Consider the following 20918-nt stretch of genomic DNA (forward strand, 5'->3'; position numbering starts at 1 on the left):
CCAGGCCCCCAGTGCCGCGAACCGCTCGCCGATCAACCGGAGGCCGGCCGGGTAGTCCACCGGGAAACGGTCGTCCAGGGCCGGAGTCGTCAGCCGTTTGCCGGTGGACTACCACGAGAGACGGGCCGCACCATTGACATTAGTTCGAGACTCGTACTTAATAGTGACGTGGCTCTCGTGCTCGGTATCGACTCATCGACCCAGTCGACCAAGGCGCTCCTCGTCGACACCGACGACGGGCGCGTGGTCGACGCCCGCACCGCACCGCACCCGCCCGGCACCGAGGTGGATCCGAGGGCCTGGCTGGGCGCGGTCGACGACGCGACACACGGCCTGCTCGAGCGGGCCGATGCGGTCTCCGTCGCCGGCCAGCAGCACGGCATGGTGGCCCTGGACGCCGACGGCGAGCCGGTGCGCAACGCCCTGCTGTGGAACGACACCCGCTCCGCTGGCGCCGCGCACGACCTGATCGCCGAGATGGGCGGGCCGCAGGCGTGCGCCGACGCGGTCGGCAGCGTGCTGGTCGCCTCCTTCACGGTCACCAAGCTGCGCTGGCTGCGCGACCACGAGCCCGACCGGGCCGCCCGCGTGGCGTCGGTGCTGCTCCCCCACGACTACGTCTCCCGCCACCTCTCGGCCCCGGGCACGCCGGCCTTCACCGATCGCGGCGACGCCTCCGGCACCGGATACTTCGCGACCGCCGACGGCTCCTGGCGCCCCGACCTGCTCGAGCGCGCGCTGGGCAGGTCGGCCGACCTGCCGCGGGTGGTCGCGCCCGGCACGGCAGCGGCGGAGACGGCCGGCGGAGCCCTGGTCGCCGGTGGCACCGGCGACAACATGGGCGCCGCCCTGGGAATGGCCCTGCGTCCCGGTGATGTGCTCGTCTCGGTCGGCACCTCCGGCGTCGCGTCCGCGGTGAGCACGGTCCCGGTCGCGGACGGCACCGGCGTGGTCACCGGCTTCGCCGACGCCAGCGGCGGCTACCTGCCGATGGTGACGACGATGAACGCCGCCGGGATCCTCGACCTCCAGGCGCAGTGGCTCGGCGTCGACCACGACGGCCTCGCCGAGCTCGCCCTCGCCTCCACCCCCGGCGCGGGCGGCGTCACCCTGCTGCCCTACTACGGCGGCGAACGCACCCCCAACCGTCCCGACGCCGTCGGCACCTGGACCGGGCTCACGCCCCGCACCACCCGCGCCGACCTGGCGCGGGCGGCGTACGAGGCGCTGCTCTGCTCGCTCGCCGACGCCGTCGACCGGCTCGTGGCCGCCACCGGCGAGCAGCCACGTCGCCTGCTGATGGTCGGCGGGGCCACCAGGAGTCCCGCGCTGCGGGCGCTCGCCCCGGCGATCCTCGGCGCGCCCGTGACGCTGCCGCCGTCGGGGGAGTACGTCGCCCTCGGCGCCGCGCGGCAGGCCGCGTGGGCCCTCGCCCAGACGTCCGCTCCCCCCGACTGGCCGGCCGCCGAGACGACCGTGCTCGAGGCCGACCCCACCCCCCACGTCCGCGAGGTCTACGCCGACCTCCGTGAGCGCACCGCCCCCTGGACTCCTGCAACGGAAGGCACGTCATGACCACCCAGATCCCCGCCCCCGCCCCTGAGGACAAGTTCTCCTTCGGCCTCTGGACCGTCGGCTGGCAGGGCGCGGACCCGTTCGGCCCCGCCACGCGCTCGCCGATGGACACCGTCCACGCGCTGGAGAAGCTCGCCGGGCTCGGCGCCTACGGCGTGAACTTCCACGACGACGACGTGATCCCGTTCGGCTCCGACGACGCCACCCGCGACAAGATCATCGCCCGCTTCAAGCAGGGCCTCGAGGACACCGGCCTGGTCGTCACCACCGCGACGACCAACCTCTTCAGCCACCCGGTCTTCAAGTCCGGCGGTTTCACCAACAACGACCGCGACATCCGCCGCTTCGCGCTGCGCAAGGTGATGCGCAACGTCGACCTGGCAGCCTCGCTCGGCGCCGAGGTCTACGTCGCCTGGGGCGGTCGCGAGGGCGCGGAGTACGGCGCCTCGCAGGACACCCGGGTCGCGCTCGACCGCATGAAGGAGGCCTTCGACCTCCTCGGCGACTACGTGACCGAGCAGGGCTACGACATGCGCTTCGCGATCGAGCCCAAGCCCAACGAGCCCCGCGGCGACATCCTGCTGCCGACGATCGGCCACGCGCTGGCGTTCATCGAGCGGCTCGAGCGTCCCGAGCTGGTCGGCGTGAACCCGGAGATCGGGCACGAGGAGATGGCCGGCATGAACGCCGCCGCCGGCTACGCGCAGGCGCTGTGGCAGGGCAAGCTCTTCCACATCGACCTCAACGGCCAGAACGGCCCGAAGTACGACCAGGACCTGCGCTTCGGTGCCGGCAACGTCCGCGGCGCCTTCTGGGTGGTCGACACCCTGCTCGCCGGCGGCTACGACGGCCCGGTCCACTTCGACTTCAAGCCCGCCCGCACCGAGGACGAGGACGGCGTGTGGGTGTCGGCCGCGGCCAACATGCGCAACTACCTCATCCTGCGCGAGAAGGTGAAGGCCTTCCGCGCCGACCCGGAGGTGCAGGCCGCGCTCGAGGCGGCCAGGGTCCCCGAGCTCGAGGTCCCCACCGTCGGCGCGGACGAGGGGTGGAAGGGCCTGCTCGCCGCCGAGCTGCGCGACCCCGAGGAGCTCGCCACCCGCGGTGGCGGCTTCGAGCTGCTCGACCAACTGGCGCTCGAGCACCTGTACGGCGTCCGCTGACCGTGGACCGTCCCGGCGGCGCCGGCACCGAGGGGCTGCGGCGCGACAACACCGCCGCCGTCCTGCGTTCCCTGCGCCGCCGCGGGCCCTCCACCCGGGCCGAGCTCGCCAAGGACACCGGCCTGGCCAAGGCCACGGTCGGCGTCATCGTCGCGGACCTCCAGTCCGCCGGCGCGGTGGCCGAGGAGGGCTCGCGTCCTGGGGTGCGAGGCCGGCCCGGCCGTCCGGTGGCGCTGCGCGGAGAGGGCGTCGTCGCCCTCGGGCTGGAGCTGAACGTCGACTACACCTCCGCCGTGGTCCTCGACCTGGCCGGACAGGTGGTCCTGAGCGAGAGCCGGCCCGGCACCGGCGAGACCGCCGACCTGCTGGCCCTGGCCCGTGACGCGTACACCGCTGCGGTGGGCGACGACCGCCGGCTGGTCGGCGCGACCGTCGCGGTGCCGGCGCTGGTCCGCGGCGACAACCGCACCGTGGCGTGGGCGCCCAACCTCCGCCTCGACGGCGCGGGTCTCGCCGACGACCTCGCGACCACGCTGGCCGACCTCGGTGCCGGCCCGGCCCCGGCGGTGCGGGTGAGCAACGACGCCAACTGTGCGGCGTACGCCGAGTCCCACCACGGGGCCGCCCGCGGCGCCGCACACGCGCTCTACCTCACCGGCACCGTCGGCGTCGGCGCCGGCATCGTGCAGGACGGCGAGCTGGTGCGCGGAAGCGCGGGCTTCGCCGGCGAGGTCGGCCACATGCCCCTCGGCGATGCGTCCGCGGTGTGCGGGTGCGGCCGCCACGGCTGCTGGGAGGCTTCTGTCGGCCTGCACGCCATGCTCGCCGAGGTCCAGATGGTCGAGCTGGACACCCCGTTGCGGACCGCGGAGGCGGTGGCCGAGCGCGCCGCCACCGACGCCGGGGTGCGGGCCGGCCTCGAGCGCGTCGGGCGCGGCGTCGGCCTCGGCATCGCGATGCTCAGCAGCGTGCTCGACCCGGAGGTCGTCGTGCTCGGCGGCTACTTCGTGCCGCTCGGCGACCTCGTGCTCGACCCGGCGAGGCGCACGCTCGACGAACGGCTGGCCTCCGAGGCGCAGGTGCGCCCGGAGCTGCGGCTCAGCACGCTCGGCATCCGCGCGGCCGCCCTCGGCGCCGCCGAGCAGTCGCTGGGACCGGTCCTCAGCGGTGAGCTGGACCTGACGTCCTGAGCCTGCGGCCGGTCAGCCGGCGAGGCGGGCGCGTACGTCGACCAGAGCGGCTCCCAGGGCGGCCACCGGATCGACGAAGAGCGGCTCGAGGGCGATCTCGGCCGCCCCGAGCAGCGCCGAGTCCGAGCCCAGGCCGGGCAGGGTGAGCCGGACGGACTCCAGCGGGGCGGGGAGGGCGCGGTCGCTCAGTCCGGCCTGGATGTCGGGTCCGACGAGCTGGTGCAGCGAGCGGAAGTAGCCGCCGAGGACCACCAGGCGCGGGTTGAACATGTTGACGATGCTGGCCAGGCCGTGGCCGATGGCGGTGCCGGTGCGGCACAGCTCCGGTGACGGGGAGTCGAACCCGTCGAGCACCTCGTCGAGCTGGGCGACCTTGTCCGGCGGGCAGTGGATGGCCTCGGCGATGGCGTGGGCGCCGACCTCGGTCTCCCAGCAGCCGCGGTTGCCGCAGTGGCAGGGCCGACCGCCGGGGTCGAAGCGGAGGTGGCCCACCTCGCCTGCGTAGCCGCCTGCGCCCTCGAGGCGGTGACCGCCCATGATCACGCCGGCGCCCACGCCGACCTGGCCGGAGACGTAGATCAGGTCGTCGACGCCGACCCCGACACCGCGGGTGTGCTCGGCGAGCGCGCCGAGGTCGGCGTCGTTGGCGAGCGAGACGGGGACGTCGAGGCCCAGCGCGGCCAGGACGATGCCCCCGAACGACACGTCGTGCCACTCGAGGTTGGGCGCCAGCCGGATCAGGCCGTCGCTGCGTCGCACCATGCCGGGCACGCTGATCCCGATGCCCACCAGTGGCGAGGCGGCGGGGGCGTCCTCGACGACCTCTCGGATGAGTGCGGCCACCGAGGCGCCGACCTGCCAGGCCTCGCCCCCGACGGGCACCGGCGCCTGCGCCCGCTGGAGCACCCGGCCCCCGAGGCCGACGCGGGCCACGACGGCCCGGTCGACCCCGAGGTCCACGGCGATGACGCACGGGCCGTCGGCGGCGATCGCCACCCCGGCCGAGGGACGCCCGGCGCCCTGCCGGGCACCTCCCGCGGGGGTCGCCCGCTCGGAGATGCCCAGGGACTCGAGCTCGGCGACCAGCCCGGCGATGGTGCTCCTGTTCAGCCCCATCAGGCTCGTCAGCTCGGCACGGGACATCTGTCCGGTGCCGTGGACGTGGCGCAGCAGCGTCCCGAGGTTGTGGCGCCGGACGGCCTCCTGGTTGGTGCCGAGCCCGGAGCGCCGCTGCTGAGCGCCCACGACCGTGACCTAGACGCCCGCCGAGGAGCGTCGACGGCGCGAGATCGCGTCCACGCTCGCGGCGAGCAGCAGCACGCCACCGGTGACGATGAAGTTGATGTAGCTCGCCTGGTTGAGCAGGCCCAGGCCGTTGGGGATCGTCGCGATCACCAGCCCGCCGATGACGGCGTCCATCGCGCGGCCCCGACCGCCGAAGAGGCTGGTGCCACCGATGACTGCGGCGCCGACGGCGTAGAGCAGGTCGTTGCCGCCACCGGCTCCGGGGGACACCTTGCCCGTGTACGACGCGGACAGCAGACCGGCGATGGCCGCCATGCTCGAGCAGATGACGAACGCCGAGATCCGGACCCGCGTCACGTTGATGCCGGCGCGCCGCGCGGCCTCGGCGTTGCCGCCGACGGCGTACAGGTGGCGCCCGAAGCGCGACTTGGTCAGGACGAAGGTCCAGAAGAACAGCAGGGCGATCACCACGGGGAGCACCCAGGGGATGCCGCTGATCGTGAACAGGTTCGGGTTGGGCGCACGGTTGGCGCTCAGCAGCGCGGTGATGCCGAGCACGACCGCGGCCACGACGGCGATCCGCAGCGCGACGAGCCCCAGGGGCTGGTGCACCAGGCCCTTGGCGGAGAGCGAGCGGTAGCGGTAGAGCGACAGGGCGGCGAAGCCGACGACGATCACCAACGCCGCGATCCACCCGGCGGAGACCGGCACGTTCTTGATCGACAGGCCGCGCAGCACCGGGTCGTTGAACCGCAGCGACCCGCCGGCGCCGATCAGCTTCAGCGGGATCGCCTGCAGGCCGAGGAAGAACGCGAGCGTGACGACGAAGGACGGGATCCCGAGGACGGAGACGAGCGAGCCGATGGCGAGGCCGATCACCGCCCCGACCGCGATGCCGGCCAGCGTGGCCAGCCACCACGGCCAGTCGTAGTCGATCAGCATCAGGGCGATCACGGTCGCCGAGGCGCCGCCGGCGACACCGGCGGACAGGTCGATCTCGCCGAGCAGCAGCACGAAGACGATGCCCATCGCGAGCACGATGATCGAGGCGGCCTGGATGACCAGGTTGGCCATGTTGTAGGTCGTGAGGAACCGGTCGTGCAGCGAGCTGAAGACCACGAACAGCACCACGAGGCCGAAGATGGCCGGCAGCGAGCCCATGTCGCCGCCGCGGATGCGGTTGAGGTAGTCGTGGAAGGCGTCGCCGAGCGTCGCGGCCTGGCGGTTGTCGTTGTCGAAGCCCGCGGACGGGGTCGAGGTGGTGACGTCGGTCATGAGTGTCTCCGGTCCTTCGCGGGCGGGTCAGACGGCTGCGTCCGCGGAGTCCTCGGCGATGCCGAGGTCCCCGGAGCGTCCGGCCGTGATGAGCTCGACGACCTGGCTGTGCGTGACGTCCTTCGCAGGCACGTCCGCGGCCACCTGGCCGAGGTAGAGGGCGGTGATGCGGTCGGCGACCTCGAAGACGTCGCCCATGTTGTGGGAGATCAGGACCACGCCGAGGCCGTGGTCGGCGAGACGACGTACGAGGTCGAGCACCTGGCGGGTCTGGGCCACGCCGAGCGCGGCGGTGGGCTCGTCGAGGAGGACGACCTTGGAGTTCCACAGCACGGCCTTGGCGATCGCCACCGTCTGGCGCTGACCACCCGACAGGCTGGCGACGCTCTGGCGCACGGACTTCACGGTCCGCACCGAGAGCGAGGTCAGGGTCTCGCGGGCGCGCGTCTCCATGCTGACCTCGTCCAGGCCGAAACGGCTGGTCTCCTCGCGCCCGAGGAACATGTTCTCGACGATGTCGAGGTTGTCGCACAGCGCGAGGTCCTGGTAGACGATCTCGACACCGAGCGCGGCGACGTCGCGTGGACCGTGGACCTCCACGGGCTTGCCGTCGAAGAGGTAGTCGCCGCTGTCGCGGCCGTAGATGCCGGCGATGATCTTGACCAGCGTCGACTTGCCGGCGCCGTTGTCACCGACGAGTGCGGTGACCTGCCCCGGGTAGACAGCGAAGTCCACGTCGTGCAGGACGTGCACCACGCCGAAGCTCTTGTTGACTCCGCGCAGCTCGAGCAACGGCTCAACCATGGGATTCACTTCCGATCGAGAAGAATTTGTTGTGCGGGTGGACAGAACGACGCCCGGGCCGGGAGCGGCCCGGGCGTCGTCCGTGGTGTGTCCGGGCCTCAGGAGGTCAGGAGATGCCGGCCTTCTGGCACAGCTTGGCGAACTTGCCCGCGCAGACGTCCTCGGCCTTCTGGCCGCCGTCGTCGATCACGTCGCCCACGTTGTCCTTGGTGATGGACTGCGGGGTCAGCAGGATCGAGGGGACCTCGCTGTCGTCCGAGGAGTCGACCGTGCTGCCGGTGACCTCGGCCTCCTCGCCGTTGGCGAGCGCGATGGCGACGTCGGCCAGCGCACCGGCCTCCTGCGTGGCGGACTTGTAGACCGTCATGCACTGGGTGCCGGCCAGCACGTTCTGCAGGCCCTCGACGGTGGCGTCCTGGCCGGTGACCGGGACCTTGCCGGCCTGGCCGGCGCCCTCGAGGATGTTGATCGCGGCGCCGCCGAGACCGTCGTTCGCAGCGAGCACGCCGTCGACCTTGCCGTCGGCCGCCGTGTAGAGCTGCTGGAAGATCGTGGCAGCCTGCTCGTTGTCCCAGTCGGGCACAGCCTGCTCGCCGACGACGGTGTAGTTGCTCATCTCGTCGAGCACGCTGTGGGCGCCCTCGGCGAACAGGGTCGCGTTGTTGTCGGTGGGCGAGCCGTTGAGGTAGACGATGTTCGCCTCCTTGTCACCGAGGCAGTCCGCGAGGCCCTGGCCCTGCAGCTCGCCGACCTTGGTGTTGTCGAAGGAGACGTAGTACTCCGCCGAGCCACCGAGGGTGAGGCGGTCGTAGTCGATGGTGGCCACGCCCTGCGAGGCGGCCTTCTCCTGGATCGCCGCGCCGGACTCGGAGTCGAGGTTGACGATCGCGAGGACGGTGACCCCGTTGCCGATCATCGAGTCGGCGATCTGGGTCATCTTGTTGGCGTCGCCCTCGGCGTTCTGGATGTCGTAGTCGACACCGGCCTCCTCGAAGGCGGCCTCCAGGGCCGGGCGGTCCGCGCTCTCCCAGCGGACCGAGGACTCGGTGTCGGGGAGGATGACGCCGATCTTGCCCTGCGCCTCACCGCCGCTGCCGTCGCTCCCACTGCCACCGTCGCCGCTGTCGTCGCCGCCACAGGCGGTGAGCGCCATCGAGACACCGAGCAGGGGGACCAAGACCAAACTGTGCTTCCGCTTCACACGAACCGCCTCCTAGCGATCTGGATCGCACGGCGACCGTCTGTGGAGCACTGGGCCGTCGTACATATGTTGTGCGGAACAACATATGTAGTGATGGTCGTCACGTCCAGAGGGGAGCCGCGCCGTTAGCGGTTCGTTACCGAAGTGGGGGTCGTCGACCCCCGGACAGGCGTAGGGGCGACTGGACCACTGGTCCAGCCGCCCCTTCAGTGACGGATGTGTCGACGCGTCTGCGCGCCGCGCAGGTCAACGCTTGCGGGAGCGCCTCGACACCTTCTCGGCGGCCTCGACCTCGCCCGAGGTGCCGGAGGTGGCCAGCTCGCCGGAGACGCCCTGGAGGTGAGCGCGCACGAACCACTGGAACTGCTCCAGGTCGGCCGTCTGGCCGATCACGATGTCCTCGGTCACGGGGTCGTCGCCCACCGCCTCGATCGCGGCGCGGTGGTCCTCGATCACGCCGGTGTAGACGAGGTCGAGCGCGGCGAGGTGGGCCGCGGTGTCGGCTCGCGTGAGGTCGTAGTCGTCCCAGGTGCGCGCGGCCACCAGGGCGCCGGGCAGGCCGTTCGGCGGGACGCCGAGGGTCGACATCCGCTCGGCGAGGACGTCGATCATGTCGCGCACGCCGTCGATCTGCGGGTCGAGCATCTCGTGCACGCCGATGAAGTGCGGGCCCACGACGTTCCAGTGGGCGTGCTTGAGGGTGAGCGCCAGGTCGTTGAGCGCGTGCACCCGCATCTGCAGCGCGTCGGCCACCCGATGGCCGGTCGCGGCGTCCAGTCCGGGGACGGTGAGGGGGGCGTCGGCGTCGCTGGACACCGAGGTGGTCGCGGATCGAGTCGTCTTCTTCGCCATGGCTCCACGCTAGGAGGCCCGACCAAGGCCGACACCAGCCGGAGGGAGGTGGCCGCTGGCTACGGTGGGCCCGTGCCCTCCATCACCCGCACCTTCGCGACGACTGCCTCTCCCGAGGCGGCGCACGCCTACCTCGCCGACTTCCGCACGGCCGAGGAGTGGGACCCGGGCACCCGCACGTGCGAGCGCACCAGCGGCGACGGCGGGGTCGGCACGACCTACCGCAACATCTCGTCCTTCTTCGGCCGCACCGTCGAGATCACCTACACCGCCGCCGAGGTCGTGGTGCCGACCCGGGTGCACCTGCGCGGCACCAACGAGTCCTTCGAAGGTGCCGACATCTTCGAGATCACCCCGACGACCGGCGGCGCGCGGGTCGTCTACACGGCGCAGATGTCCTTCTCCGGCCTCTCGCGGCTGGCCTCGCCGCTCGTGCGGGCCTACCTCCCGCTGCTGGCCTCGAAGACGGTGGACCAGCTCCGCACCTGCCTCGACCGTCAAGCCGGCTGAGCGACCTCGGTCGCGTGGCGGCGCCCACCTCCCGACGGGTGAGGATCAGAGCATCGAGGGGTGGCACGGTGGAGCGATGGCCGAGAAGAAGAAACGGGACCCGGGGCCGTCCGTGAAGGACGCCGAGGTGTACGAGGCGCTGCGTGACGACGGCGCGAGCAAGGAGAAGGCAGCGCGCATCGCGAACGCCTCAGCCGCCCAGGGCCGCTCGGAGGTCGGGGAGCGCGGCGGCGAGGCGGCCGACTACGAGGACCGCACCGTCGAGGAGCTGCGCGAGCGCGCGGCGGAGCTCGACATCGATGGTCGCTCGTCGATGACCAAGGACGAGCTGATCGACGCCCTGCGTCACCGCTGACGCACGGAGCTCACCCGGGCGGGTCGAGCCGGGCGAGCGCGCGCAGCCACATCCGGTCAGCGTCCACCGCTGCGGTCGCCGGACCGTGTGACGGCTCGTCGAGCACCGCCGTCGCCGAGGCGGGCGGTGTCGCCCCGGACGCCCGCGCCACGTCGACGAGCACGCGCGCCGCCGCCAGTGCGGCAGGCCGGTGGGTGCTGATGACGGACTCGTAGACGGGCGTGCCTCCCGGGGCGCCCGGCACCTCCCACGCCGAGACGACGGCCGCGCGCGAGGCGCTGACGGTGACCACCGTCCACTCCCGCCGCAGGGGCGACCGCTCGGGCAGCTGGCACCGGGCCGGGTGCGCCGAGGGGTCGGCAGGGTGGGCCTCGTCGAACTCGGCCACGACGGCGGCCCACGACGCCGTACGCGCCAGCTCGTCCCAGCGGTGCCGGGAGCGGGCGAACTTGTGACCCTCCTGGAAGGTGCCGAGCACGAGAGGGCGGTCAGCGCGGGCGAGTGCCTCGTCCTCGACCGCGTGCGACGCGGCCAGCAGCGCCCGTCGCCCGAGCCGGTGGACGACGAGGTGCGGGAACTCGCGCGACAGCACGGCGTGGACCGAGTCGACGGCACCCCGCTCGTGGCGTCGGCGTACGGCGTCGATGGCGACCTGGAGCCCCACCCCGGACTCGCGCACCTCGAGCACCTGGCGCACGAGCTCGACGTCGGCCTCGGAGAAGCGGCGGTGGCCGGTGGGCGAGCGCTCGCCGGCGGGGAAGCCGAACCGGTTCTCCCAGGTCCGCAGCACTGCCGGGGTCAGCCCGGTCCGGTCGGCCAGGACGCCGATGCTCAAGCCGCCGGCTGCTCCGGTGTCCATGACGCCTCCACGATTCATCTCGTCCAACCCTTGTACAACGTGTGGAAATAACCTATACAGGACTGTAGAAGTTTTCGCACCATCCAGATGACACCCCACACGAGACACCAGGAGAATCCCATGGGCACAGTGATCCTGATCGGGACGGTGGCGATCATCGTGGCCATCGTCGGCTGCTTCGGCATCTGGCGCTTGGACGCGTCGCGCGCCGACGAGATCGAGCACCAGACCCCGCCGTCGCCGCGCCCGCAGCTCGGCGTCGTGCCGGCTCGCACCGCACCCAGCACTCCCCCGCGCCACATCGGCTCCTGACCGGCACCCACCCGCACGGGTGTCCTCGGTCGCCCGTCCGCGTGGCAGGTTCGATGGTGACCACCCGGTCAGCACCGACGCACACCCGACACGTAGGAGGAACCACCATGGGACTCGACGACAAGATCGGCAACAAGGCCGAGGAGCTCAAGGGCCAGGGCAAGGAGCACACCGGCAAGGCGACCGGCGACGAGCAGCTCGAGGCCGAGGGCAAGGGCGACCAGGCCGGCGCGAACCTCAAGCAGGCCGGCGAGAAGGTCAAGGACGTCTTCAAGGGCTGACCGCCCGCACCACGCGTCGCCCGAGGCGACGCCCCCCGGCCCCGCCGGCGGCTACCTACCCCCGTGTGGCCGCCGGCGGTCGCATGTCCGGATGGCCCTGCGGGTACGACTGCGGCATGGACGCGACCGGCGCCGGCGAGGCGGACGACCAGCAGTGGGTGGAGCGCATCGCCGACCGGGCCCGGGCCGACGGCGTGGGCGTGGCCGTCGCGGAGTCGCTGACGGCCGGCCGGCTCTCGGCGACGCTCGGCCGCGGCAGCGAGGCCTCCTCGTGGTACCGCGGCGCGGTCGTGGCCTACGCGAGCGAGGTCAAGCACGCGGTTCTCGGCGTGGACCCCGGCCCGGTCGTGACCGACGGCTGCGCACGCCAGATGGCCGAGGGCGTACGCCGCCTGCTGGGCGCCGACGTCGGGCTCGGGATGACCGGGGTCGGCGGGCCGGGCAGCCAGGAGGGACGTCCACCCGGGACGGTTCACCTCGCGATCGCGGACCGACGCGGGACGCGGTCGCAGGAGGTGCACCTCGAGGGGGAGCCGGACGAGGTCCTCGCCTCCGCGACCACCTTGGCGCTGGTCGAGCTGGCGAGGGCGCTCGGCGCGGCCCCCGACGACTGACGACTGGCCGCATGGGAGGGCGTGACGCGGGTACCGACGGGTCATGGACCCCCGTCATGAACCCGACAAGGTCGACCCCACGGAGCAGAGCGGTCGCTCCGTGATGGTCACCGGCGCCGTGATCGGCATCCTGGTCGCACTCGCGCTGATGCTGCTGGTCTACTTCCTCGCGCGCTGACACCGGCTGTCGGTCGCCGCTCATAGGGTGGCGCCCGTGACCCTGCACCTGCACACGGCCGAGCGCACCGACGCCCTCGCCGACGGCCTCGCCGACCTGCTGGTCACACCCCTGCCCGACCCGTTCGCCCGCGAAGTCGTGGTGGTGCCCGCGCGAGGCGTCGAGCGCTGGCTCACCCAGCGCCTGTCCCACCGCCTCGGCACCGGCCCCCGGGGAGGCGACGGCGTCTGCGCAGGCGTCGACTTCGTGACGCCCCACTCCCTGGTGTCGCTGCTCCTGGACCGGGACGTCGAGGACCCGTGGAGTCCCGACCGGCTCGCCTGGCCGCTGCTGTCGGTCATCGACGACGTGATGGGCACGACCGGCTTCGAGGACCTCACCGCCCACCTCGGCGCAGGGGACCCCGACGACGATCGCTCGGCACGGCGCTACGCCGTGGCGCGGCGGCTGGCCGGGCTGTTCTCCTCCTACGCCGTCCAGCGGCCGGCACTCCTGGCCGACTGGCGCGCGGGCGGGCGCTCGGACGGCGCCGGCGGCGAGCTCGACGCCGACCTCGCCTGGCAGGCCGAGCTCTGGCGCCGGCTGCTCGACGCGGTCGGTGACCCGCCCCCCGACGTACGCCACGCCGAGACCGTGGCCCGGCTGCGCCGCGGAGGCGACGACCTCGACCTGCCGCCGCGGCTCTCGCTCTTCGGCCACACCCGCATGCCGGAGACGGAAGTCGGCCTGCTGAGGGCGCTCGGCGCGCTCCGCGAGGTCCACCTGTGGCTCCCACAGGCCTCGACGGCGCTGTGGGAGTCGCTCGCCCCGACCGCACGCGAGGGACAGGTGCCCCGCGCCGCCGACGACTCGGCCACGCTCGTCGGCCACCCCCTCCTCGGCTCGCTCGGTCGTGACGCGCGGGAGCTGCGTCGCACGCTCGGCGACCTGCCGACCACGTCGGTCGGGACCGCACCGGCGTCGCCACCGACGTTGCTGGGGTGGCTCCAGCACGACCTGCGCGTCAACAGCGCTCCCGGTCCCGACGAACGGGCCGGCCGCACCGGCACCGACGACTCGGTGCAGGTGCACGCCTGCCACGGTGCGGCGCGCCAGGTCGACGTACTCCGCGAGGTGCTGGTGGGGCTGCTCGAGGACGACCCGACGCTCGAGCCCCGCGACATCCTGGTGATGGTCCCCGACATCGAGACCTACGCTCCCCTGATCTCCGCGTCCTTCGGCATGGCCGACGTCGCCGGGGAGGGCGCCGGGCACCCGGGTCACCGGCTCCGCGTACGCCTGGCCGACCGCTCGCTGGCGGCCACCAACCCGCTCCTGGCGCTCGCGGCGCAGCTGGTCGAGCTGGTCCGCGGCCGGATGACGGCCAGCCAGGTGCTCGACGTCGCGGGCGCCGACCCCGTGCGCGCCCGCTTCGGCCTCGGCGACGAGGAGCTCGAGCGCATCGCGCACTGGGTCGACGTCAGCGGCATCCGCTGGGGCTACGACGCCGATCACCGCGGCACCTTCGGCCTGGCCGGCCTCGACGCCAACACGTGGGTCACCGGGCTGCGCCGGGTGCTGCTGGGCGCGGCGATGTCCGGGCTCGACCACCGCCAGGTCGCGGGCACCGTCCCGGTCGACGACGTGAGCGACGGCGACCTCGACCTGGTCGGCCGCTTCGCCGAGCTCGTCGAGCGCCTCCACACCTTCGTCACCCGCGCCGAGCAGGCCACGACCGTCACCGACTGGACCACGGCACTGGGTGAGGCGGTGCACCACCTGACCTCGACGCCGCTGTCCGAGGTGTGGCAGGTCGCGCAGTTCGACCGCGAGGTCGCACGCATCGCGGCGGGCGCGGAGGGGACCGGCACCCGGCTGCGGCAGGCCGACGTACGAGCCCTGCTCCGGCAGCGGCTGCGCGGGCGCCCGACGCGCGCCAACTTCCGCACCGGCACGCTCACCGTCTGCACGATGGTCCCGATGCGCTCGGTGCCGCACCGGGTGGTGTGCCTGGTCGGGCTCGACGACGGCGTCTTCCCCCGGGTGTCGACCGTCGACGGCGACGACGTGCTGGCGCGCCGCCCCCGCACCGGCGAGCGCGACCTGCGCGCCGAGGACCGCCAGCTCTTCCTCGACGCGATCGTCGCGGCCACCGACAAGCTCGTCATCACCTACACCGGCCGCGGCGAGCACACCGGCGCCGAGCGACCGCCCGCCGTGCCGCTCGGCGAGCTCCTCGACGCCCTCGACCGCACCGCCGCGTCGCCGGTGCGTGAGCACGTGCTGACCCAGCACCCGCTCCAGCCCTTCGACGAGGACAACTTCGTCGCCGGTGCGCTGCGCGGGGGCGGGCCCTTCACCTTCGACCGCTTCGCGCTCGCCGGTGCGAGCGCGGCTCGCGACGAGCGCCGCCCCGTGGGGGTGCTGGTGCCGCACGCGCTCCCGCCCGCGGGCGCGTCCGAGGACGTCTCGCTGGCCGACCTCCACGACTTCTTCGCCCACCCCGTCCGCGGGTTCTTCCGCCGGTTGCGGATCGCGCGCCCCTATGACGCCGACGTCGTCAAGGACGCCATCCCGATCACGCTCGACGCGCTGGAGAAGTGGGCGGTCGGCGACCACCTGGCCTCCGAGGTGCTCGGCGGCGCCGACGCCCTCGCCGTGGGCAAGGCGCTCAAGGTCACCGGCCAGCTCCCACCCGGCCCGCTCGGGGAGGGCGTCCTCGACGACATCATCGAGGTGGTCCGCCCCCTGGTGATGAAGGCACTCGAGCTGCGGCGCGGACCGCAGCGCACCCTCGACGTCGACGTCGACCTGGGCGCCGGGCGCCGGCTCTCCGGCACGGTGGGCGACGTGTGGGGCAACAACGTGGTGTCGGTGTCCTTCTCCAACCTCGCCGCCAAGCACCGCCTGGCCGCGTGGATCGACGCCCTGGCCCTCGCGGCCGGGGCTCCCGACGAGAACTGGACCGTCCACACCATCGGCAAGCACCGCTCCGGCGGCCAGGTGCAGCTCATCGGCCCACTCGCCCAGCACGAGGCACAGGAGTGGCTGCGCGGCCTCGTCTCCCTCTACGACGCCGGCCAGCGCGAGCCGCTCCCGCTACCGGTGAAGACCTCGCTGGCGTGGGCCGAGGAGCACCGCCGGGTGCTCGCGGGCAGCGACGGCGACCCCGACGCCCGGGCGCGCGCGGAGTGGGAGACGCCGCGCTTCAACGACGCCGGCTTCCCCAAGGAGGACGCCGACGCCTGGCACGTCCGCGCCTTCGGCCACCACGCCGACTACTCCCTCCTCACCACCGCGCCACGCACGGGCGAGGACGGACCGCACCGGCTCGGCCACTACGCCTGGTCCCTGTGGGCACCGCTCATCGACGGCGGCCACGAGCAGGTGAGGGGCCTGTGAAGACCTTCGACATCGCCGCGGACCTCCGCCCCGGCACCACGCTGCTCGAGGCCAGCGCGGGCACGGGCAAGACGTGGACCATCGCCGCGCTCGTGGCCAAGCACGTCGCGTCCGGCGACGTACGCCTCGACGAGATGCTGGTGGTCACCTTCACCCGCGCCGCCAGCCAGGAGCTGCGCGAGCGCGTACGCCGCCAGCTCGACGAGGCCGTGCAGCTGCTCACCGCCACGCGCGCGCCCGACCCGGCCAACCGGCTGCACACGTGGCTGCTCGACGCCGACTCGACCGCGCGGGCGGCCCGCCACGACCGCCTGACGCAGGCGCTGGTGTCCTTCGACGCGGCCACCATCGCCACCATCCACCAGTTCTGCCAGCTCGTGCTCCGCAGCCTCGGCGTGGCCGGGGACACCGACGCCTCGGCCACGCTGGTGGAGGACCTCGAGCAGCTCACCACCGAGGTGGTCGACGACCTCTACCTCGCCCGCTTCGGCTCCCAGGCACGCCCTCCGTGGAGCCGCGCCGACGCGCTGGAGCTCGCGCGGCACGTCATCGGCGACCCACGAGCCGTCGTCGAGCCGGCCGCCGTGCTCACCGCGTCACCCGACTCCTCGGCAGCGATGCGGGTCCGCTTCGCGTGCGACGTGCTGGAGGAGGTGCACCACCGCAAGCGCCGCCTCGGCGTGCTGAGCTACGACGACCTGCTGAGCCAGCTGGCCGACGCCCTCGAGGACACGCACGCGGCGGCGCGGCGCCGGATGCAGCACCGCTGGAAGTTCGTGCTGATCGACGAGTTCCAGGACACCGACCCGGTGCAGTGGCAGGTCTTCCGGCGTGCCTTCTCCGAGACCACCACGATGGTGCTGATCGGCGACCCCAAGCAGGCGATCTACGCCTTCCGCGGCGGCGACGTCGTGACCTACCTCCAGGCCGCCGACACCGCGACCACGACCCAGACCCTCGGCGTCAACTGGCGCTCCGACCGCCCGCTGCTCGACGCCGTCCACGCGGTCCTCCAGGGCGCCCAGCTCGGTGACGAGCGCATCGTCGTCCATCCCGTCGAGGCCCACCTCGCCCACTCACGCCTCGAGGGAGCGGGTGCTCCCTTCCGACTTCGGGTGGTCCGTCGTGCCGAGCTCGGCAAGGGGCCGCGGTCCAGGCCGCCGGTGGCGCTGTGGCGCGACCACGTCGTCACCGACACCGCCCACGACATCAAGCGACTCATCGACGCCGGTGCACGCTTCGAGGGGCGGGACCTCAGGCCCGGCGACATCGCCGTGCTGGCGGCCCGGCGCAACGAGCTCGAGGCGGTCCAGGCGGCCCTCGCCGACATCGGCGTGCCGTCGGTGGTCAATGCCGGCGGGTCGGTCTTCCACACGCCTGCCGCCGGTGAGTGGCTCACGCTGCTCGAGGCGATGGAGCAGCCCCACCGCGCCGACCGGGTGCGCGCCGCTGCGCTCACGTCGTTCTTCGGCCACGACGCGGTCTCGCTCGACGCCGGCGGCGACCGACTGACCGACCACCTCGCAGCACGCGTCCGCACCCTGGCCGACGTCTTCACCCGGCGAGGGGTCGCCGCCGTGGTGGAGGTGGCCGCGGTCGAGGGGCTGACCGCCCGGGTCCTCGGGCGCGTGGGCGGCGAGCGCACGCTGACCGACCTGCGCCACATCGGCGAGTCCCTGCTGCGGGTGTCCACCGAGCAGCGCCTCGGGCTGGTCGGCCTGCTCGCCTGGCTGCGCGAGCAGGTCGCCGACGACAAGCTCGAGGTCGCCTCGGAGCGCACCCGCCGCCTCGACTCCGACGCCGCCGCGGTCCAGCTGGTCACGATCCACGGCAGCAAGGGGTTGCAGTGGCCCGTCGTCTACCTCCCCACCCTGTGGAACCGCTTCACCGGTCGCGACCCGGCCGTGCCGCTCTTCCACGACGACACCGGCCGCCGGTGCCGCGACGTCGGCGGAGCGAGCGCGTTCCACCGTGACGCCGTGCGCCGCCACTGGCGCGAGGACGCGGGCGAGTCGCTTCGCCTGCTCTACGTCGCGATGACGCGCGCCCAGTCGCAGGTCGTCGCGTGGTACGCCGCCGCCGACCGCAACACCCCCGACTCCCCCCTGCACCGGATGCTCTTCGGACGCCGGCCGGGGATGGCGCCGGTGCCCGACAGCCAGGCACTGGTGGACGAGGACCGCCTCATGTCGATCCTGTCGGCCTGGGAGCAGGCGGGCGGGCCGAGCGTCGAGCTCGCCACGCTCACCCCGCCCGACCCGACGCCGATCGAGGGCTCGACCGAGCGCCTGGCCGTCCGCTCCTTCAGCCGCGAGGTCGACACCTCCTGGCGCCGTACGTCCTACTCCTCGCTCTCCGCGACGAGCGCCGCCCACGCCGCCGCGCTGTCGGAGCCCGAGATGGAGCCCCAGATGGAGCCTGAGCTGGAGGCGAGCGCCGACGCGGAGGTCTCGCCCGAGGAGCTGGACGGGGCGGCCGAGGGCGATCTCGCGGCCGCAGCGGTGCCGTCGCCGATGGCGACCCTGCCGGTCGGCGCCACCTTCGGCTCCCTGGTCCACGCGGTGCTCGAGCACGCCGACCCGGGCGCCGACGACGTCCACGCCGAGCTGCTCGCACACGTGCGCGAGCAGCTGGTCTGGTGGCCGGTCGACGTCGACCCGGTCGAGCTCGCCGACGCGCTCGTCGCGGTGTGCTCGAGCCCGCTCGGACCGCTCGCAGCCGACCGGACCCTGCTCTCCCTGGGCCTGCCCGACCGGCTGCGCGAGCTCGACTTCGAGGTCCCGCTGGCCGGTGGCGACACGGTGGCCACGCCCGCCGACGTACGCCTGGGCGACCTCGCGCCCCTGCTGCGCCGGCACCTGCCCGAGGGTGACGCGGTCCGGGTCTACGCCGACGCACTCGACGGTGACCACGAGCTCGCGTCCCAGCCGCTGCGCGGCTACCTCACCGGCTCGATCGACGTGGTGCTGCGCGTCGACGTCGACGGCGCCCAGCGCTACCTCACCGTCGACTACAAGACCAACTGGCTCGGCCCGACGGACCAGCCGCTCACGGCCCACGACTACCGCCCCGAGGTGCTCGACGAGGCGATGGCGCACTCCGACTACCCGCTCCAGGCGCTGCTCTACACGGTGGTGCTCCACCGGTTCCTGCGCTGGCGACTGCCCGACTACGACCCCGCGACCCACCTCGGCGGCGTGCTCTACCTCTACCTCCGCGGCATGTGCGGACCCGAGACCCCGGTGGTCGACGGCATGCCGTGCGGCGTCTTCTCGTGGCGCCCGCCCGTGGCGCTCGTGGAGGAGCTCTCCGACCTGCTCGACGGGGTGGTGGGGGCATGAGCGAGGTCTTCGAGCCGGTCGACGCGCACGACCGCGACCTGGCGCTCGCGGCCCACGGGCTGCTGCACACCTTCAACATCGCCGGGGTGCTGACGTCGGCGGACGTCCACGTCGCCTCGACGCTCGGGCGGCTCGCCGGCGAGCCGGACGAGTCCGTCCTGCTGGCGGTGGCGCTCGCCGTGCGGGCCGTGCGCCACGGCTCGGTCTGCCTCGACCTGGCGGCCGTGCCGGCCTCCCTCGCGGACCTCGGGCTGCCGTGGCCGACGCCGGAGCGATGGTCCGCGGCCGTCTCGGTGAGCCCGCTGCTGGCGGCCGGGGTGGTGCGCCTGGACCACGGACTGGTCTACCTCGACCGCTACCACGAGCAGGAGACCCAGGTGCTCGGCGACCTGCGCGAGCGGGGGCGGGTCGCGCACGCCGTCGACACCGGGTTGCTGGAGCAGTCGCTGGTGCGGGTCTTCCCCGCGGCGGAGTCCGACGAGCAGCGCGAGGCCTGCCGGCGGGCTGCCACGCAGGCCACGACCGTGGTCACCGGCGGCCCCGGCACCGGCAAGACGACGGCGGTCGCCGGCCTGCTGGCCGTCCTCGTCGAGCAGGCCGAGGCCCGGGGCGAGCGCCTGCGCATCGCACTGGCAGCGCCGACCGGCAAGGCCGCGGCGCGGCTCGAGCAGTCGGTGCGGGCGTCCGCCGCCCGCTTCGGGCCGGCCGACCAGGGCCGGCTCGCCGACGTGACGGCGATGACGCTGCACCGCCTGCTGCGCCAGCACCCCGGCAACAGCACCCGCTTCCGCCACCACCGCGGCAACCGCCTGCCCCACGACCTCGTCGTGGTCGACGAGGCGTCGATGGTGTCGCTGACGATGATGGCGCGCCTGCTCGAGGCGGTCCGGCCGGAGGCTCGTCTGGTGCTGGTCGGCGACCCCGACCAGCTCAGCTCGGTCGACGCCGGCGCCGTCCTGACCGACCTCGTGCGGGGCTACGAGCACCGTCCCGACAGCCCGGTCGCGGCCCTGCGCACCGCGCACCGCTACGGCGCCGAGATCGGCGAGCTCGCCGAGGCGCTGCGCCTCGGCGACGCCGACCGGGCGGTCGCGGCCCTGCGCGCCGGTGGCGAGGCGGTCGAGTGGGTGCGCGACGGCGACCCGGCCCGTACGATCCGCTCCTCCGTGCTGCCCCACGCGCTCGCCGTGCACGACGCCGCAGCGGCCGGCGACGCCCGGCGGGCACTCGAGGCGCTCGAGCGGCACCGGCTGCTGTGCGCGCACCGCGACGGCCCGTTCGGCGTACGCCACTGGAACAGGCGTGTCGAGCAGTGGTTCACCGCCGAGACCGGCGAGCCCGTGCAGGACTCCGCCTATCTCGGGCGACCGCTCCTGGTCTCCTCCAACGACTACACGCTCGGCGTCTACAACGGCGACACCGGCGTGGTCGTGGCCGGCCCGTCGGGGCCGCGCGCGGCCATCGCGACGGGTGTCGGGTTCCTCGAGCTGGCCCCCTCACGGCTCGGCGACGTGGAGACGATGCACGCGATGACGATCCACAAGTCGCAGGGCAGCCAGGCCGACGAGGTGACGGTGCTGCTGCCCGACGAGGAGTCGCGGCTGCTGACGCGCGAGCTGTTCTACACCGCGGTCACCCGCGCGCAGCGACGCGTGCGCGTCATCGGCTCGGAGTCGGCGGTCCGCGCCGCCATCGCTCGGCAGGCCCTGCGCGCGAGTGGGCTGCGCGCCCGGCTGTCGGACGACGGAAACCTGGCCGACATGTCGGCCCGATAGCCTCGGG

The 20918-nt window shown here is 73.4% G+C and carries 18 protein-coding genes; 12 read left to right on the top strand and 6 right to left on the bottom strand.

Annotation, left to right across the window (positions count from 1 at the left end; all coding sequences use genetic code 11):
* The first annotated feature begins 168 nt into the window (after positions 1-168).
* Genes xylB through K4G59_RS06460 form a run of 3 tightly spaced genes read left to right on the top strand, consistent with a single transcriptional unit; the run spans position 169 to position 3928 of the window.
* A complete protein-coding gene (xylB, locus tag K4G59_RS06450) occupies positions 169-1575 on the top strand; it encodes a xylulokinase (RefSeq protein WP_231250150.1) in 1407 nt (468 codons plus the stop codon).
* Positions 1572-2738, top strand: a complete 1167-nt coding sequence (gene xylA, locus K4G59_RS06455) for a xylose isomerase (protein ID WP_231250151.1) — start codon at positions 1572-1574, stop codon at positions 2736-2738. Before xylB ends, xylA begins: the two co-directional genes overlap by 4 nt.
* Before the next feature lie 2 nt (positions 2739-2740).
* The gene (locus K4G59_RS06460) at positions 2741-3928 is read left to right on the top strand and encodes an ROK family transcriptional regulator (protein ID WP_231250152.1); all 1188 of its coding nucleotides are present in this window, start codon (positions 2741-2743) and stop codon (positions 3926-3928) included.
* Between the two features lie 12 nt (positions 3929-3940).
* On the opposite strand, the gene K4G59_RS06465 is transcribed toward K4G59_RS06460, so the two are convergent.
* The 5 genes from K4G59_RS06465 to K4G59_RS06485 all read right to left on the bottom strand — a co-directional run bounded on the left by K4G59_RS06465 (position 3941) and on the right by K4G59_RS06485 (position 9305).
* Positions 3941-5173, bottom strand: coding sequence for an ROK family protein (locus K4G59_RS06465; RefSeq protein ID WP_231250153.1), 1233 nt, complete (start codon positions 5171-5173; stop codon positions 3941-3943).
* A gap of 9 nt (positions 5174-5182) precedes the next feature.
* Complete coding sequence (locus K4G59_RS06470) at positions 5183-6448, bottom strand: sugar ABC transporter permease (RefSeq protein WP_231250154.1); 1266 nt, start codon at positions 6446-6448, stop codon at positions 5183-5185.
* A 27-nt stretch (positions 6449-6475) separates the two neighbouring features.
* Positions 6476-7252, bottom strand: a complete 777-nt coding sequence (locus K4G59_RS06475; RefSeq protein WP_231250155.1) for an ATP-binding cassette domain-containing protein — start codon at positions 7250-7252, stop codon at positions 6476-6478.
* A gap of 106 nt (positions 7253-7358) precedes the next feature.
* Positions 7359-8429, bottom strand: coding sequence for a sugar ABC transporter substrate-binding protein (locus tag K4G59_RS06480; protein ID WP_231250156.1), 1071 nt, complete (start codon positions 8427-8429; stop codon positions 7359-7361).
* A 270-nt stretch (positions 8430-8699) separates the two neighbouring features.
* The gene (locus tag K4G59_RS06485) at positions 8700-9305 is read right to left on the bottom strand and encodes a Dps family protein (RefSeq protein ID WP_231250157.1); all 606 of its coding nucleotides are present in this window, start codon (positions 9303-9305) and stop codon (positions 8700-8702) included.
* A gap of 72 nt (positions 9306-9377) precedes the next feature.
* Here K4G59_RS06485 and K4G59_RS06490 point away from each other — a divergent pair, with 72 nt between their 5' ends.
* A complete protein-coding gene (locus K4G59_RS06490; RefSeq protein ID WP_231250158.1) occupies positions 9378-9815 on the top strand; it encodes an SRPBCC family protein in 438 nt (145 codons plus the stop codon).
* Between the two features lie 76 nt (positions 9816-9891).
* Positions 9892-10170, top strand: coding sequence for a DUF7218 family protein (locus K4G59_RS06495; protein ID WP_231250159.1), 279 nt, complete (start codon positions 9892-9894; stop codon positions 10168-10170).
* A gap of 10 nt (positions 10171-10180) precedes the next feature.
* Here K4G59_RS06495 and K4G59_RS06500 read toward each other — a convergent pair whose 3' ends face one another.
* Positions 10181-11047 (bottom strand): DICT sensory domain-containing protein, encoded by an 867-nt coding sequence (locus K4G59_RS06500; RefSeq protein WP_231250160.1) that lies wholly within the window; start codon positions 11045-11047, stop codon positions 10181-10183.
* A 102-nt stretch (positions 11048-11149) separates the two neighbouring features.
* Here K4G59_RS06500 and K4G59_RS06505 point away from each other — a divergent pair, with 102 nt between their 5' ends.
* From K4G59_RS06505 to recD, 7 genes are all read left to right on the top strand, one after another.
* Complete coding sequence (locus K4G59_RS06505; protein WP_231250161.1) at positions 11150-11341, top strand: hypothetical protein; 192 nt, start codon at positions 11150-11152, stop codon at positions 11339-11341.
* A 107-nt stretch (positions 11342-11448) separates the two neighbouring features.
* On the top strand, positions 11449-11622 hold the full coding sequence (locus tag K4G59_RS06510) for a CsbD family protein (RefSeq protein ID WP_231250162.1): 174 nt from the start codon (positions 11449-11451) through the stop codon (positions 11620-11622).
* Between the two features lie 116 nt (positions 11623-11738).
* Positions 11739-12236: a CinA family protein gene (locus K4G59_RS06515; RefSeq protein ID WP_231250163.1), complete on the top strand. Its 498-nt coding sequence runs from the start codon at positions 11739-11741 to the stop codon at positions 12234-12236.
* A gap of 43 nt (positions 12237-12279) precedes the next feature.
* Positions 12280-12414: a hypothetical protein gene (locus K4G59_RS19915; RefSeq protein WP_269209785.1), complete on the top strand. Its 135-nt coding sequence runs from the start codon at positions 12280-12282 to the stop codon at positions 12412-12414.
* A 36-nt stretch (positions 12415-12450) separates the two neighbouring features.
* A complete protein-coding gene (recC, locus tag K4G59_RS06520) occupies positions 12451-15795 on the top strand; it encodes an exodeoxyribonuclease V subunit gamma (protein WP_231250164.1) in 3345 nt (1114 codons plus the stop codon).
* Positions 15792-19136, top strand: coding sequence for a UvrD-helicase domain-containing protein (locus K4G59_RS06525; protein WP_231250165.1), 3345 nt, complete (start codon positions 15792-15794; stop codon positions 19134-19136). The genes recC and K4G59_RS06525 overlap by 4 nt, the downstream gene beginning before the upstream one ends.
* Positions 19133-20911: an exodeoxyribonuclease V subunit alpha gene (gene recD, locus K4G59_RS06530; protein ID WP_231250166.1), complete on the top strand. Its 1779-nt coding sequence runs from the start codon at positions 19133-19135 to the stop codon at positions 20909-20911. Before K4G59_RS06525 ends, recD begins: the two co-directional genes overlap by 4 nt.
* Positions 20912-20918: the final 7 nt, after the last annotated feature.

It is taken from the genome of Nocardioides furvisabuli, from assembly GCF_021083185.1.
Taxonomy (GTDB): domain Bacteria; phylum Actinomycetota; class Actinomycetes; order Propionibacteriales; family Nocardioidaceae; genus Nocardioides; species Nocardioides furvisabuli.

What these genes read in the sequence shown, in the direction of transcription:
- K4G59_RS06510 (WP_231250162.1), top strand. Translation starts at nt 11,449, where the DNA reads ATGGGACTCGACGACAAGATCGGCAACAAGGCCGAGGAGCTCAAGGGC.
- K4G59_RS06470 (WP_231250154.1), bottom strand. Translation starts at nt 6,448, where the DNA reads ATGACCGACGTCACCACCTCGACCCCGTCCGCGGGCTTCGACAACGAC.
- K4G59_RS06475 (WP_231250155.1), bottom strand. Translation starts at nt 7,252, where the DNA reads ATGGTTGAGCCGTTGCTCGAGCTGCGCGGAGTCAACAAGAGCTTCGGC.
- K4G59_RS19915 (WP_269209785.1), top strand. Translation starts at nt 12,280, where the DNA reads ATGGACCCCCGTCATGAACCCGACAAGGTCGACCCCACGGAGCAGAGC.
- xylA (WP_231250151.1), top strand. Translation starts at nt 1,572, where the DNA reads ATGACCACCCAGATCCCCGCCCCCGCCCCTGAGGACAAGTTCTCCTTC.
- K4G59_RS06505 (WP_231250161.1), top strand. Translation starts at nt 11,150, where the DNA reads ATGGGCACAGTGATCCTGATCGGGACGGTGGCGATCATCGTGGCCATC.
- K4G59_RS06515 (WP_231250163.1), top strand. Translation starts at nt 11,739, where the DNA reads ATGGACGCGACCGGCGCCGGCGAGGCGGACGACCAGCAGTGGGTGGAG.
- recD (WP_231250166.1), top strand. Translation starts at nt 19,133, where the DNA reads ATGAGCGAGGTCTTCGAGCCGGTCGACGCGCACGACCGCGACCTGGCG.
- K4G59_RS06485 (WP_231250157.1), bottom strand. Translation starts at nt 9,305, where the DNA reads ATGGCGAAGAAGACGACTCGATCCGCGACCACCTCGGTGTCCAGCGAC.
- K4G59_RS06500 (WP_231250160.1), bottom strand. Translation starts at nt 11,047, where the DNA reads ATGAATCGTGGAGGCGTCATGGACACCGGAGCAGCCGGCGGCTTGAGC.
- K4G59_RS06495 (WP_231250159.1), top strand. Translation starts at nt 9,892, where the DNA reads ATGGCCGAGAAGAAGAAACGGGACCCGGGGCCGTCCGTGAAGGACGCC.